We start from the raw sequence: 14,908 nt of genomic DNA, 5'->3' as shown, positions 1-14,908 counted from the left end.
GATCAGCCGGTAAATGAACCAAACTCTCGCGCCCGCGTAGAAGAAGACGGGGGGACAGGGCGACCGTGGCCTTCCCGTCAGCTCACTTCGACCACGCAGGAGGAAGAGTGAACAGCACATCGTCGCCCACGGGGCGCGAACCTGGCGGAAGCACCAGCCAGACCGTCTTCGGGGTCGACTCGCCCGCACGGTCGGACGGTGACCACCGGCCGGCCGTGCGTCAGGCGGTCGCACTTCCCGCTGTGGCGGGAAATCTTGACGAACAGCTCGGCCGCCTCAAAGCCTGGCGCCGGGGCTCCGAGGGTGCCACCGCGTCCGATTCGCGCGCCGGCACCGGCGCGACGGACACAGCGGCCGCCAATCAGGAGGAGACGTCCAGTGAGGAAGGCGGCGAACCGGAGCGGCGGACGCGGACGGCGTCCCGGATTGGCGGCTGGCGCCGTCTGACCCGCGCCGATTCGGCCGAACCTTCCTCCGGGGCAGACGAGGCCGTTGCGTCGGCCGAGGCGCCTGCGGCCACCACCGGTGGTACGCGTGTCGATACGACGGCGTTCTCCGGATCCGCCGCAGACGCCACCGCGGTGGGCAGTCCGCAGCCCCCCCGAGCGACCGGTGACACGGACGGGCAGAACGACTTCGGGCGACCCAAGAAGCCGATGCTGGCCGCGGCGGCATTGGCCGGAGTGGTACTGATCACCGTTCCGCTGCTGCTCGCAGGTATGGGCGACGACGAGCGGAAGGAGAGCACGACCGGCGCGTCCGGGGACACTCTGCTGGCGGGAGAGAGCGGGGCCAGCGGCGAAGTGGGGAACTTCATGGCCCAGCCGTCACCCGACGAGGCCGCCTCGGCCGGGAAGAGCAGCGTGGACAAGTCCGCTTCGAAGGAGCCGGGCGCGGACAGACCGAAGAGCGGGCAGCAGGGTGCCGCTACCGGGCCGAACGGACTGACGGAGACCGACTCGCTTACGGGGAAGGGCGGCAGCGCGGACGACACCGGTGCCGTCAATGGTGCCCCCGGCCGGTCGAACCCGAAGGGCGCCGAATCTCAGCGAAAGGGCTCGCAGAACGAGACCCGGACCACGGGGAACGGCACCTCCCGGCTGCGGTCAGAGTCGATCCGAGTCTGGGAAAAGGGCTCGCACCAGCTGACGAACCAACACACCGGCAAGTGCCTGGCGCATCAGGCATCGCGCACCGTGGTCCAAGGTTCCTGTGGTGGCGCCAGGTGGCAGCGGTACTCCGTTACGTCCGACACTTGGCTGCTCAAGCACGTTGGGGCCAACCGGTGCCTCGACACCGACGGCAGGAAGCTGTATCTGTCCAGCTGCACCGTCAAGGATGCCGGTCAGGTGTGGCGGCTTCCTTCGGCCGACTGCACTGTCAACGTGATCAGCAAGGCCTACGGCACGTACGTCACGGGCTGGGACGGCGGGGCGGCCAGCGCCGTCACCCGGGACAGGGTTGACAAGCCGGCCAAGTACAGGTGGCGAGCACCGCAGCTCAGTGGCTGCTGACGGGTGATCACTGGATAATGCTCTCAGGGCAGGCACGGCAGCACGGTTGGGCTGGTACCGGCACCACACGCGACCCATGCGAACACCTTCTCGAGCCGCCTCAGCGCGGTGGCGCCGCGTCCGAGGGCCGCACCCCTTCGAGCACGACGAACTGCGAGGTCACCGTGCCTTCGCTGCCCTGACGCCAGGTGACCGGCTCGAAGCGGGTGCCGGGGTCGATGAGCGCGGTCAGCGACTTGGCCGGTTCGCGGTAGCGGGGCGCGGTGGGCGGACCCAGCCCGCCGTACTCGGGCTGAGCCGGCTCGGTCACGGCCGGGCGGGCGATCTCCTCGGTGTCCACTGCCATGACGTATGACCAACCGCGTTCCTCCAGAGCGAGCCAGAAGGAGACGCTGCGGCCGTAGCCGGTATCGGCGACGATCACCGGCACGGTCAGGCCCTGCTCGGCCGTTCGGTCCAGCAGACCCAGTGCCGGACGCGTCTTGGACACATGCCCGACCTCGCCGGGCCCCACCCTTACCCGTCGGCGCCACCCGTCGCCGTGAGCCCACTCCTCGGGCAGGAACAACTCCCACATCAGCGGGCACGAGGCAGTGCCGATGGCTGCGGGCACACTGACCGCGACCTGGCAGCTCGCCCGCTTGCCCAACGTCCCGCAGTACTGCCGAGCGACCCCGGCCGACACGGTCCCGCGCTTGCGGAACGGAACGCCATCGAGACCGTGGGAGAGCGCGATGACCGCCGGCCGCCTGCCGTGAGCACGCCCCGGCGGTCACCGAGTTCCTGGCATGACTGGCCCGGAGCGGAGGCTGGTGGGGCGGAGGGACGCCCCGGCCGCCCTGCTGGCTGCCGCCACAACAGCCAGCAGGGCAGACGACCGGTGAGGATCCTTGTATACCGGGCGTCACCGATTTCTACGAGGAATTCGGAACGCCGGTTCACGAGTGGAGACAACCAAAAGGAAAGAGGTCACCTGATTCTTGCGAGGAGGCTCCGGCGTTCACGCCGGGGAGTAATCGCATCCGGATGGTGCGGCGCGAAGCGTCGCCGCGTCCGGTTCCGGGCGGGGAGCTCTCGTGCCGCTGCCATCATGACCGCGAGGTGATGCGAACGCGTGTGCCTGTGGTCGCTGGTCGGGGTGGTGGTTGCGGGTTCGGCGGGTGTGTGCGCGGCTGTCGTACGTATGGCCCTTCGCGGGGTTCGGGGCGGCACGGTGTCCTGGCCGCGGCCGTGAAGGGGGGCGGGATGGCGCAGGTGGGGGCAGGTATGGGGGTCGGGCAGGCCCGGTGTACGTACCGGTTGCGGGTGTCGTCCGCGGCTCGCGCTTCTCTGGTGGCGGAGTGGGGCCGGTGTCGCTGGGTGTGGAACGAGTGCGTCGCCAAGTCGAGGGCCGCCGTGCACCTGCGCAACAGGGCGACCGGTGAGAACGCCACGTGCGGCCCGGCCCAGCTCGACAGGATGCTGACCGGGGCCCGCGCCCGGACACCGTGGCTGCGGGAGGCTCCTCGGTTCCCCAGCAGCAGGTCATCCGCGATTTCGGCCGCTCCCGCGCCAAGGCGCAGCGGGACATCGCGGAGCGCCTGCCTGTGGCGCGCCGGGCCGGGATGCCGAAGTGGAAGACCAGGCGTGAGTCGCTGCCGACCCTGTATTACACGAAGCGCGAGTTCCGGCTGAGGGCCGGCCGGCTGCGCCTGGCGGGCGGCATCGTCATGTCGGTGGTGTGGTCGCGCGATGCCGGGTGAGCCGTCGTCGGTGCGCGTGTACCAGGACGGTCTCGGGCACTGGTACTGCTCGTTCGTCGTCCCCGCCCAGCTCCAGCCGCTGCCGGAGGCGTGGCCCGGTTACAGCGGCACATGCGCACCGTGTTCAGGGGGCCGCTCAGCGGCCGGTGCCGGGGGCCGGGGCCAGCGCGGCGCGAGCCGTGGCGGCGTCGGTGACGATGCCGGTGAGCAGGCCAGACCTGAGCACCGCTCGCACGGCACGCGCCTTGTCCCGGCCACCCGCGACGGCAATGATCTCCGGTGTGCGGCGCAGCTGCTCGGCGTCCACCGCGATCATCCGATCTCTCAGATCGGTAAGGATCGGCGTGCCGTCGGCGTCGAACAGCAGTGAGGCCATCTCGGCGACCACGCCCAGCTCGGCGTGGTGGCGCTGCTCCGGTTCCGACAGGGCGTCGTGCACGGTCGACAGTCCGGGCCCCCAGGCGCCGACCGCCAGCACAGCGGTGGTCAGTGTGCCGAGCCGGTTCAGCGTCTCGGCAATGGTGGGTTGGCTTCGCAGTACGGCCGAGGTCAGGGCGTTGGGCAGTACCAGTGGCGCGTACAGGGGATGGGCGGCGCCGTCGGACAGGGAGGCGGCCAGACTGACGGCCCGGACGGACTCGTCGGTGATGGGTCGCTGCGGGTCCACGCCGGTGAGCTGGACCACCGAGCAGGGCGGCAGCCGGGTGAACGCCCTGCTGACGGCGGTGACCGCGCGACCCCAGGCCAGTCCCAGCACGTCTTCCTCGTGCAGCAGGTCCGTCACGAGCCGGGCGGCCGGCGGAGCGAGCAGTTGGGTGAACGGCTCCGGACCGCCTCGGTCATCTTGGCGTGGATCGACGACGACGGCGTGTCTGAGCCCGTAGCGCCTGGCGAGCGATCCGGACAGCTCTTCGTCGATGGCGACCGGGAAGGTGATGTCGATCCGGACGAGACCGCGGTTGACGGCCAACTCCAGCAGTCTGGCCACCTTGAAGCGACTCAGACCCATCTCCTGCGCGATGTCCACCTTCGAGGCGTTCTCCAGATAGAAGCGCTTGGCGATGATGGCCGCGAGCAGTGACTCAGCGTAGGAGTCCTCCGCCGCGTCCTCCACATCCGCCGCCCTCACAGTTCACTCGCCTTCTCTCGATCTGGTCCCCGGGCGGTCAGGTCCGGAGGCCGATGAAGCGGCCCCGGCGGCTGCCAGGTGCCGCCGGGGCCGTGCCACGGGCGGCCGGGGGATGATCCCGCCCGTGGCGGTCTGTGGGGACGCTCCCGTGGGACGCGGCGTCATGGAGCCAAGTCCGCCGCGAGTCCGCCAGGGTTCGTCCTGTTGCCCCCATGTCCTACTACGGCCAGGGGCGGTAGGCGGCTCACCGCATCCGGTGTCTGCGGGGGCCGGGTTCGGGGATGCCGTCGAACACGTGTGGCCCCAGTGAGGAGAGCACCTGAGTCACCTGAGCGAACAGACTCTGCTCGGTCGCGCAGTCCGTGCAGTGGTCGAGGTGCTCAGTACTGCAGCCGTCCAGTTCTCCGTGTCGGCCCGCGGTCAGGGCCTGGACGGCCAGTTCTTCTCGGGTGCGCTCGCAGTGCACAGCCATTCCTTCGGCGTCGGCTTCGATGGACACAAGGGGAAGGCGGTGACCAGCCGATGGGCCCGGCACCGCCGCGCCGTCACGTGCCGACCACACCTCGCTCCTCCAATGCCTTTCGCAGGGCCCGCAGGGCATAGAAGGCGCGGCTCTTGACGGTGCCGGGCGGGATACCGAGGTGCTCGGCCGCCTGGGCCACACTGCACTCCAGGTAGTACATCAGCCTGATGATGGTCCTCTGCTGTTCCGTCAACTCCTGCAGCGCCTCCAGCACCACATGGAAGGTGAGCAGGTTCTCCAGGTTCTCGCAGGGGGTGTCGAACTCCTCGACCGGTACCAGGTCGAGCGGTCGCAGCCGCCGGGAGCGGTGATGGTCGATGAGGAGATTCCTGGCCACGGTGAACAGCCACGGCCGGACGAGTTCGTCGCGGCCCCCCAGATAGTGGGCGTTCTTCCAGGCCCGGGCGGCCGTCTCCTGGAGTATGTCCTCCGCCTTGTGCCAGTCTCCTTCCAGCATCCGCGCGGCGTACCGCAGAAGCTGGGGACCGTACCGCTCGTAGATCATCAGGACGAACGTGTCGCCGCTGTCGTGCGGTGAGGAGTGCGCGGGGGGAGTGGGCGCTCGGCCTGAGGCGGGAGTGGCGGTCCCTGCCTCCAAAGTGCCGTTCATGGGTGGTGACCAATCGTCTTCCGGTGGAACTGTGGCGTGGCTGCCGCCCCAGGGGCGGCAGCATGCGGCAACACTTGGCGGAAGGGCTTGGCTAAACCTTGTAGTTGTCTTGCTTTCGAGCCAGTAGTGCTTCGTTGGGTTCTGCGCTGTCCGCGGCTGATCCGATGGCGGGGGAGGGGGTGTCCGCAGGTGGTGCAGGCGCCGGCCCAGCACCTCAGCAGGTCCTGAAGAACGTCGAGGACCTGGTAGAGGGAGTCGTGCTCGATCCGCCGGCGCATCTCGCCCACCGCACCGGGTCGGCGACCGGGGCCCCGCCGCGGCAACGACCCGTACACGTCGGCAACGAACTTCGACGACTCACCCCGGAGCCGTTCCACCCCCCGGCCTCATACGAGTGGAATGACCATCACCAGGCGAGATCACTCTACGTAACGAAGTGCTACTGGTCCGGCGCGTGTGCGGGCACGCCCGGCAGATCCTGGGGGAGCAGCGTCTTGAGGTCGGCGACGCTGGGCAGGTCCAGGGCGGTCAGACGCCGCGCCTGACGGGTCATCATGTTCTCCAGCAGTCGCCGGGCCAGGCGGGCGTTGCCAAAGGAGCGGTCCCGCGGAATGGCGTCCACATGGGTGCGCAGCGCGGCCAGGGTAGCGGGCGTGCACTCGTAACCGGAAGACTCCGCATGGCGCTCGACGATGGTGACCAGCTCGTCGGTGCTGTAGTCCTCGAACTCCACGGTCCGGGAGAACCGCGAGGCCAGTCCGGGGTTGGAGGCCATGAACCGCTTCATCTCGCCGGTGTACCCGGCGACGATGACTACCACGTCGTCGCGGTGGTCCTCCATGAGCTTGAGGAGGGTGTCCACGGCCTCGCGGCCGAAGTCGTTGGAGGCCGCGCCCTCGGGGGTGAGGGTGTAGGCCTCGTCGATGAACAGCACCCCGCCCAGCGCGCTGGTGAAGACCTCCTTGGTGAGCTGGGCGGTGTGGCCGATGTACTGGCCCACCAGGTCGGCGCGGGCCACTTCCACCAAGCGGTCCGAGCGCAGTACGCCCAGGGAGTGCAGCAGCTCGGCGTAGAGCCGGGCGATGGTGGTCTTGCCGGTGCCGGGCGGACCGGTGAAGACCAGGTGGTTGCTGAGTTTCGGCGTGGGCAGTCCCGCCGCGGCCCGCTGCCGGGCCGTGGACAACAGGCTGACCAGGTCGGTGACCTCGCGCTTGACCGCCCCCAGGCCCACCATCGTCTCCAGTCGCTCCAGGGGGCCGGCCTCGTCCGTGCCACCGGAGCCGCCGCTCACGACCGAAGCCGCGGCGTCACTGACGTCCTGCGGCAGCAGCAGCGTCAGGTCCTCCTCGCCGGGGTCGCTCATGGCGGCGAGCCGGAACGCCTGGCGGTCGATCATCTCCTCGAACATCCCGCGCGCGGCGCGGCCGTTGCCGAAGGTCGCGTCCCGCGTCATGTGCTCGAAGTGCGCGGCCAACGCCTCACGGGTGTCCGGACCCAGGTCGTACTGGTGGCGGGCGCACATGCTCTCGGTGATGGTGACCAGGTCTTCCACCGAGTAGTTGGCGAACTCGATGGTGCGGGTGAAGCGGGAGGCCATACCGGGGTTGGCGGACAGGAAGGACTGCATCTGCTCGGAGTAGCCCGCCGCCACCACCACCACGTCGTCGCGGTGGTCCTCCATGAGCTTGAGGAGGGTCTCCACGGCCTCGCGGCCGAAGTCGTTGGAGGCCGCGCCCTCGGGGGTCAGGGTGTAGGCCTCGTCGATGAACAGCACCCCGCCCAGCGCGCTGGTGAACGCCTCGGTGGTCTTGATGGCGGTGCCGCCGATGACCTGGGCGACCAGGTCGGCGCGGGAGACCTCCACCAGGTGACCGTCGCGCAGCACACCCAGCTCCGCCAGGATGGCGCCGTACAACCGGGCGACGGTGGTCTTGCCGGTGCCGGGCGGACCGGCGAAGATCAGGTGCCGGCTCATCGACGCCACCGGCATGCCCAGCCGGCGCCGGCGCTCGGCGAGCTGGTTGAGGTTGACCAGCGTGCGGACCTGGTGCTTGACGTTCTCCAGGCCGATCAGGGACTCCAGTTCCTCCAGGGGGCCCGCGGGGCCGCCTCCGTCCCCGGGCGCGGAGCCGGGGGCGCCGACGGCGGCGTCCTCGCCCCAGGCGTTCTCGGCACCGTTCTCACCGCTGGCGAGATTCTCGACGGTGACGTGGTCGCCGGGCCGGGTCTGCCGGATTCCGGCGCCTCGGTTGTCGCGGACGGCGCAGTCGGTGACGGCGGTGGCCCGGTCCGTGTCGACGCGGACGCCGTCGCCGCGGGCGCCGGTGACGGTGCAGTGGGAGATCTCGGCGCGGGAGCCGTGCAGCAGGTGTATGCCGTGGGCGCCGGCGTCCTCCACCCGCAGCCGCACCAGGATGGCGTCGGCCTCGTCGTGGAGGGCGACCCCGGCCTCGCCGCTGCCGGTGAGGTGGCAGTCGCGCATCTCGCCGAGGGCACCCTTGTCGAAGACCGCGCCTGCCCCGGCGGGGGAACGCAGCAGACTGTCGCTGATCCGGGGGCGGGCGTCGTCGCTGATGCGCACGGCGGCCCCGCCGGCGCTGTCGATCTCGCAGTACTCGACACGTCCGCGTCCGCCATCGCTGACGTCGATGCCGTGGCCACCGCTGCCGGTGACACGGGCGTGCCGCAGCAGCGGGTCGGCCGAGGAACGAATGACGACGCCCGTGCCGGCCGCGCCGGTCACGGTGAGCTGGTCGAACTCGGCCACCGAGTCCTGCTCGACGACGACGGCGCCGCCCTCGTGGCCGCAGTCGCGCACCGTCGTGTTGCGCAGCAGGGGGGAGCTGCCCTCGGTGACGCGGATGGCCGGTTCGTTGCGCGCGTCGTGGAAGGCGCACTCCTCCAGGGTCCCCCGGGAGCGGTCCATCACCACCAGGCCGCTGTGCTGGGTACGGCGGGTGGTGCAGCGGCGCAGATACGGGTCGGAACCGCCAGTGATGACGATGGCGTTGGTGGAGATCGCCTCGAAGACGGTGTCTTCCACCTCGGGCCGGGCGACGCTGGTGACCAGCAGGCCGATGGCGGTGTCGTGGACGGTGGTGCGCACCACCCGGGTGGAGCTGTGACCCTCCAGGGCGAGGGCGGGCTTGTCGCTGCCGGAGATGTCGCAGTCCTCCACCACGCCGGCGGACTCGCCGTTGGCCAGCACGCCGTTGCCGCGGGCACCGCGCATCCGGCACTCGCGTACGGTGGGCCGGCTCTGCTCACCGATGACCACCGCCGAGGTGCCGAAGTTCTCGAAGAGGCAGCCTTCGATGATGCTGGGCGACTCGGAAGTGTCCACGATTCCGGCCCCGCCGGGGTTGGTGATGCGGCAGCCCCGGGCGGCCAGGGAGCCGGAGCCGCGGGTCAACAGCGCGGTCCAGCCGGCGCCGTTGACGGTGCAGCCGTCCAGGGCCACTTGTCCGGCGAAGACGTCCACCACCGGAGCGTCCTTGTCCTGCCCCCGCAGAGTCAGCCCGGTGAGCATGACGGCGTCGGCCCGCAGACTGACCGCGCTGCCTCGGCGCGGGCAGATCTCGACCTCGTCCGGGGAGCCCTCGGCGACCAGTGTCACCCGGGTGTTGATCTGCAGGTTCTCCTGGTAGCGGCCGGGGCCGACGCGGATGACCGCTCCGGTGCGGGCCTGGGCCAGGGCCTCGCCGATGGTCGCGAAAGCGCCCGGCGCCTGGGTACCGACCGTCAGCAACTGCCGTGACACGGGCCTTGAACCTCCTGGAGATCGTCGCGCTGCCGCCCGCTGCGGGGAGCGCGGGTGCGAAGAGGGAGTGCGTGGGAGAGTCGGTAGCAAGGGGGGTGGGTGGGCGGGCGACGCCGTGCGGGGCAGGCCCGATGACCGCTGGAAACGGAGTATGCCGTATCCAAGCGCCCGTTCCGAAGGGAGCCGTGGCCACCGGTGGGCGGCAGGACTGTGTGCTTATCATGCACGCCATGCCCAGGACTCCCGCCAAACGCACACCAACACTGGCCGCCGTTCTGGCCGCGGCCGTGGTGGTCACTGCCGGAACCGCGCCGGTGGCGCGGGCCGAGCCCTCGCCCGATACCGGCGGGTCCCAGCAGACCTCCGGAGCGGGGGAGGTGACGATGCTCCCCCCGCTGCCCGTGCGGTTGGGAGAGGGAAAACCGTGCACCGGGCCCTCGACGCGGACGGCCACGGGTGCCGTCTGGTCCGCCCCGGTCCTCGGTCTTTCCCGTGCCCATCGGCTGGCGGCCGGACGGGGCGTGACGGTGGCGGTCGTCGACACCGGCGTCGCCCCCGGGATACCTGGCCTGGCGGACCGGGTGACGGCCGAAGGCGCGGCCGCCGAGGACTGCGTGGGACACGGCAGCTTCGCCGCGGCCCTCATCGCCGGCGCCGTACGCCCCGACAGCGCGATCACCGGGATGGCCCCCGAGGCGGACATCCTCGCCCTGAAGGGCACCGACGACCGAGGCGTGCCCTCCGCGCGGTTGATTGCCGCCGGCATCCGGGACGCCGCCGACCGCGGCGCGGACGTCATCTACGTCGGCCACACGCTGCGCCACGGCCGCGCGGAGCTGACCGCCGCGGTCGAACACGCCGTGCGCAAGGACGCCCTGGTGGTGGCCCCGGCCGCCCCGGACGCCGTACCGCGCGAGGAACTGGACGCGGACGGGCAGCCCCCGCGCGGGCCGTACTGGCCGGCGGCCGTGCCCGGTGTGCTGTCGGTGGTGGAGTTCGGCCCCGACGGGCTGCGGCAGCGCGACGCTCCGCCCGCCCACGACCCCGACATGGCGGCGCCGGGAGTGTCGATGGTCAGCGCCGGACCCGGCGGAAAGGGCCACTACATCGCCTCCGGCGCGTCGTTGGCGGCCGCCGGCGTCGCGGGGGCCGCGGCACTGGTGCACGAGCGCCGTCCCGAGTTGAGCGCGCGGCAGGTCGCTCAGCGACTGATGGCCACCGCCTACCCGGCGAACCCCAAGCGGCTCGATCCCTACGCGGCGCTGTCCCTGACCACCGGGAGGATGGGGGAGCAGGCCGTCCCGCCCGTCGCGCGGGTGCAGTCCCCGGTCGGCTCCGGTCCGCGTACCACCGCGCTGACCGTCGCCGCCGTCTCGGCGGGACTGGTCGCGGTGCTCGCCGCCCTGGCGGTGGTGCTCCCGCGGGGCCGGGCCCGTCGCTGGACGCCTCCCGGCCTTCCCGGCTCCCGGTAGCGAGCGGCGCCCGGACTTCCCCGCTCCCGGTAGCGCGCGTCGCCCGGCCGGGCTCGCCGCCGGGCGGCCGTCCGCCCGGCGGGACCCGCGTACGAGGCTTTCCGTCACGCGCTCTCCTCCAGCAGCGGCGTCTGGATCTGCACGCTCTTGCGGCGGACGATGCGCAGCGCCCGGCCGGGGATCAGCTCGCGTCCCTTGACGTTGCCGAACAGGTAGCCCTCGCTGGGCGGGCAGGACATCAGCAGGGCGGGGGTGTTGGCCTCCTGCATGCGGCGCAGCAGCGGATCGTTCAGACCGCGCCCGGCGCCGGCCGCGGAGCGGGCGACGATCATGTGCAGGCCGACCTCGTGGCCGAGGGCGAGGTGGTCGTACAGCGGGGCGAAGGGCTGGGTGGCCGGACCGGTGCCGATCATGTCGTAGTCGTCGACCAGGATGAACAGCCGCGGCCCCTGCCACCAGTCGCACAGCCGCATGCGGGCGGGGGGGATGTCCTCGCCGGGGATGCGCTGCCGGATGGCGCGGGCGGCGCCGTCGACGAACTCCTTGAGCGCGTCCATGGACACCGCGTGGCCCAGGCGGTACTCCTCGGGGACGGCCTCCACCAGCTCCCGGCGGTAGTCGACGGTCATGATGCGGGCCTGATCCGGTGTGTAGTGGTCGGTGATGCCCTTGGCGATCACGCGCAGCAGGTTGGTCTTGCCGCACTCGGTGTCGCCGACCATGAGCAGGTGGGGGGTCTCGGCGAAGTCGTGCCAGACGGGGGAGAGGGCGTTCTCCTCCAGGCCGATGGGCAGGCGCAGGTTGTGGTCGCCCTCGGCGGGGGCCGGCAGGTCGGAGGCGGGCAGGGTGGCGGGCAGCAGCCGCACCGGCGGGGCGACCGGGCCCGTCCAGCTCTCGGTGACGGCGGCGGTCAGCGTCTCGATGCCCTCGGCGAGGTCCTCGGCGCTCTCGATGCCGTCGATGCGGGGGAGGGCGGTGAGGTAGTGGAGTTTGTCGGAGGTCAGGCCGCGGCCGGGCAGGCGCGGGACGGAGGAGGCGTTGCGGGAGCTGACCTGGGAGTCCATGGGGTCTCCCATGCGCAGCTCCAGCTTGGTGCCGGACTGGTCGCGCACCGCGGCCGACAGCTCCACCCAGCGGGCGGTGGTGACGATCAGGTGGATGCCGTAGTTCAGGCCGCGGGCGGCCAGCGCGTTGAACGTGGGCAGCTGCCGGTCCAGTTCTTGGCGGACGGTGGACCAGCCGTCGATGACCAGGAAGATGTCGCCGTGCGGCTCGTCGGCGAACTCCCCCTCGGCCCGGCGGCGGCGGTAGGTGGCTATGGAGTCGATGCTGTGGTCGAGGAAGAACTTCTCGCGCCGGGTGAGCAGCGAGGTGACCTCGGCGATGGTGCGGTTCACCCGCTCGGTGTCCACCCGTGAGGCGACCCCGGCCACGTGCGGCAGACCCGCCAGCCCGACCAGGGTGCCGCCGCCGAAGTCCAGGCAGTAGAACTGCACCTCGCGCGGAGTGTGGGTCAGGGCCAGGGCGGTGATCATGGTGCGCACCATGGTGCTCTTGCCGCTCTGCGGGCCACCGGCGATGGCGACGTGGCCGCCGGCCCCGGACAGGTCCACGGTCAGCAGGTCGCGCAGCTGCTCGAAGGGCTTGTCGACGACGCCCACGGGGACCCTCAGCCGTCCCCGCAGGTGCCAGCCGACGGTGGTCAGGCCCAGACGGGGGTCGGGGGCAAGCGGGGGCAGGATCTGATCGAGGGTGGGCGGGGCCTGCAGAGGCGGCAGCCACACCTGGTGGGCGGGCGGGCCCGAACCGCGCAGCCGCTCCAGCGCCACCGACAGCAGTGACTCCTCGGGCTCCTCGTGTTGCGGGTCGGTGTCCAGCTCGTCCGGCTCCGGGGCGTCGGCGGGGGCGCGCGGCACCACCCAGCCGGAGCTCCAGGGCACCACCTGACTGGCCACCTGGGCCGCGGCCCGGTCCCGGCGCCGCTTGTAGGGGCCGGAGACGTAGGCGGCGCGGAAGCGGGTCAGGGCGTCCACGCCGCTCTTGAGGTAGCCGCTGCCCGGCTGCGGGGGCAGTTCGTAGGCGTCGGGGACGCCCAGGACGCCGCGGCTCTCCATGGCGGAGAAGGTGCGCAGGCCGATGCGGTAGGAAAGGTGGCCCTCCAGCTGGTGGATGCGGCCTTCGTCCAGGCGCTGGGAGGCCAGCAGCAGATGGACGCCCAGGGACCGGCCCAGGCGGCCGATCATCACGAACAGCTCCATGAAGTCGCGGTGCGAGGCGAGCAGTTCGCTGAACTCGTCGACGACGACGAACAGGCTGGGCAGCGGCTGGAGGGGGGCGCCGGCGGCGCGGGCCTTCTCGTACTCCAGGGCGGAGGTGTGGTTCCCGGCCGCGCGCAGCAGCTCCTGGCGGCGGATCAGCTCGCCGTGCAGCGCGTCCTGCATGCGCGCCACCATGGCGACCTCGTCGGCGAGGTTGGTGATGACCGCCGAGGTGTGGGGCAGCTCGTCCAGACCCAGGAAGGTCGCGCCGCCCTTGAAGTCGACCAGGACGAAGTTCAGCGTCTCGGAGGAGTTGGTCAGCGCCAGGCCCAGCACCAAGGTGCGCAGCAGCTCGCTCTTGCCGGAGCCGGTGGCGCCGATGAGCATGCCGTGCGGGCCGGTGCCGCCCTGCGCGGACTCCTTGATGTCCAGCTCTACCGGGACCCCCTCGGCACTGATCGCTATGGGCACCCGCAGCCGCGCACTGCCGGTGTACCGCTCCCACAGCACCGTCGGATCGTGCCGGTGCAGGTCCGGGATTCCCAGCAACTGAGTGAGTTGAACGTCACTGGACAGCGGCTGGGCGGCGTCCACCCCCGCGGTGTTCATCCGGTAGGGGGCCAGCATCCGGGCCAGAGCGCCGGCGGTGACCGGCCCCATGGCGTCGGGGGCACCCAGCACCGTGGTCTGCTCCTTGCGTTCCCGGTCGGTGCGCACCAGCGCCACCTTGCCGTCGGCGACCTCCAGCCGCAGGGTGGTACGCCCCGGCCGCCAGGTCAGCGCCTCGCCCACGTCGAGCACCACCGCGTTGCGGAAACCCGTGGTGTCGAAACGGTGGCCGGCGGGGACGGTGACACCGTCGACGACGACGACCGTGAAGGGTTCCTCCCGGCCCGCCTGGGCATCGGGATCGGCCGCCGGCCGCTCGGTGAACTCCGCGCCCAGCAGGTTCTCCAGCTCGCCGAAGGCCGAGACGATCATCCGTACCGGGCCGGCGCCGTCCTGCTCGTGCCGGTGCAGGCTGTGCGGCAGCCACTTGGCCCACTCCCACTCACTGCGCCGCTCGTCGGCCACGCACAGCGCGATCCACACGTCCTCGGGAGAGTGGAACACGGCCAGTTGGGCCAGCAGAGCGCGCACCTGGGCACGCACCGACTCGGCCTCGCCGCGGAAGAGAATCTTGGACCAGGCCCGCAGATAGATCGCGATGGGCTGGTCGGGGACCGTCGAGTAGGCACGCGTGAAACTGCGCAGCGCATGCGCGCTCAGCGGTTCCAGGTCCTCCACCGGCTTGGTGGACAGCGGGGTCAGCTGCAGCGCCATGCGCTGGTCGCCCACACCCATGCGGACTTCGCCGAAGTCCTCGTCGGTGGCACGGCGTTCCCACAGCCGAGTGGTGCGCACCAGGCACTCCAGCGCGTGGGGATGGGGGTGCCGCCAGGCCAGGGCCTTCTGCTGGTCGGCGATGGCCGTGCGCACCTTGCGCCGCACCTGGGCCAGGTAGCGCAGGTAGTCGCGGCGCTCGCCCTTCAGCTGCTGCTTGCGCTCGGCGTTGCGGCGCATGACCTGACCCAGCATCATCGCCGCGGAGGCCACCACCATCAGACCCAACGCCAGGTAGATGAAGCCACCGCTGGAACGGCCCATGCCCGGCCGCATCAGCATGAGCATCATCGACACCGACATCAGGGCCATCGGCAGGTAGGTCCACACCGCGGAGGAGTCGGGTGTCACTTCCGGGAGCGTCGGCGGTTCCTGGAGGCTCAGCTCTCCGGACGGCATCTCCGGGCCGCGCCGCCGAGCCGGCCTACGGAACAGGATCATGTTCAACGGAAACGGGCCTCTTCTCGCAAGATCGTGGTATTCGGTGGACTCTGGGCCACAGGGGCAGGCGATCAAC

8 protein-coding genes and 1 pseudogene are annotated in these 14,908 nt (G+C 71.2%); 3 read left to right on the top strand and 6 right to left on the bottom strand.

Going from position 1 to position 14,908, the window contains the following annotated elements; genetic code table 11:
• Positions 1-215: 215 nt before the first annotated feature.
• On the top strand, positions 216-1,514 hold the full coding sequence (locus tag ACP4J0_RS33440; protein WP_426602460.1) for a ricin-type beta-trefoil lectin domain protein: 1,299 nt from the start codon (positions 216-218) through the stop codon (positions 1,512-1,514).
• Positions 1,515-1,614: 100 nt separating this feature from the next.
• On the opposite strand, the gene ACP4J0_RS33435 is transcribed toward ACP4J0_RS33440, so the two are convergent.
• On the bottom strand, positions 1,615-2,250 hold the full coding sequence (locus tag ACP4J0_RS33435; protein WP_426602470.1) for a transposase: 636 nt from the start codon (positions 2,248-2,250) through the stop codon (positions 1,615-1,617).
• Positions 2,251-2,759: 509 nt separating this feature from the next.
• On the opposite strand from ACP4J0_RS33435, the pseudogene ACP4J0_RS33430 reads away from it, so the two are divergent.
• Positions 2,760-3,341 (top strand): annotated as a pseudogene (locus ACP4J0_RS33430) (RNA-guided endonuclease TnpB family protein); the annotation flags it as partial.
• 51 nt (positions 3,342-3,392) lie between these two features.
• Here ACP4J0_RS33430 and ACP4J0_RS33425 read toward each other — a convergent pair.
• The 4 genes from ACP4J0_RS33425 to ACP4J0_RS33410 all read right to left on the bottom strand — a co-directional run bounded on the left by ACP4J0_RS33425 (position 3,393) and on the right by ACP4J0_RS33410 (position 9,278).
• Positions 3,393-4,385, bottom strand: coding sequence for a sugar-binding transcriptional regulator (locus ACP4J0_RS33425; RefSeq protein ID WP_426602459.1), 993 nt, complete (start codon positions 4,383-4,385; stop codon positions 3,393-3,395).
• A 244-nt stretch (positions 4,386-4,629) separates the two neighbouring features.
• On the bottom strand, positions 4,630-4,884 hold the full coding sequence (locus ACP4J0_RS33420) for a hypothetical protein (RefSeq protein ID WP_426602458.1): 255 nt from the start codon (positions 4,882-4,884) through the stop codon (positions 4,630-4,632).
• A 46-nt stretch (positions 4,885-4,930) separates the two neighbouring features.
• Positions 4,931-5,518, bottom strand: a complete 588-nt coding sequence (locus ACP4J0_RS33415) for a sigma-70 family RNA polymerase sigma factor (RefSeq protein ID WP_426602457.1) — start codon at positions 5,516-5,518, stop codon at positions 4,931-4,933.
• Between the two features lie 439 nt (positions 5,519-5,957).
• Complete coding sequence (locus ACP4J0_RS33410) at positions 5,958-9,278, bottom strand: right-handed parallel beta-helix repeat-containing protein (protein WP_426602456.1); 3,321 nt, start codon at positions 9,276-9,278, stop codon at positions 5,958-5,960.
• Positions 9,279-9,508: 230 nt separating this feature from the next.
• On the opposite strand from ACP4J0_RS33410, the gene ACP4J0_RS33405 reads away from it, so the two are divergent.
• Positions 9,509-10,750 (top strand): S8 family serine peptidase, encoded by a 1,242-nt coding sequence (locus ACP4J0_RS33405; protein ID WP_426602455.1) that lies wholly within the window; start codon positions 9,509-9,511, stop codon positions 10,748-10,750.
• A gap of 104 nt (positions 10,751-10,854) precedes the next feature.
• Here ACP4J0_RS33405 and eccCa read toward each other — a convergent pair whose 3' ends face one another.
• Positions 10,855-14,832, bottom strand: coding sequence for a type VII secretion protein EccCa (gene eccCa, locus ACP4J0_RS33400; protein ID WP_426602454.1), 3,978 nt, complete (start codon positions 14,830-14,832; stop codon positions 10,855-10,857).
• Positions 14,833-14,908 lie beyond the last annotated feature (76 nt).

This window comes from Streptomyces sp. WG7 (assembly GCF_049975785.1).
Taxonomy (GTDB): domain Bacteria; phylum Actinomycetota; class Actinomycetes; order Streptomycetales; family Streptomycetaceae; genus Streptomyces.
This window is presented reverse-complemented; position numbering and strand designations above follow the sequence as displayed.

Bases quoted from the DNA above. Each gene is read 5' to 3' on its own strand.
- ACP4J0_RS33415 (WP_426602457.1), bottom strand. From the start codon at position 5,518: ATGAACGGCACTTTGGAGGCAGGGACCGCCACTCCCGCCTCAGGCCGA.
- ACP4J0_RS33405 (WP_426602455.1), top strand. From the start codon at position 9,509: ATGCCCAGGACTCCCGCCAAACGCACACCAACACTGGCCGCCGTTCTG.
- eccCa (WP_426602454.1), bottom strand. From the start codon at position 14,832: ATGATCCTGTTCCGTAGGCCGGCTCGGCGGCGCGGCCCGGAGATGCCG.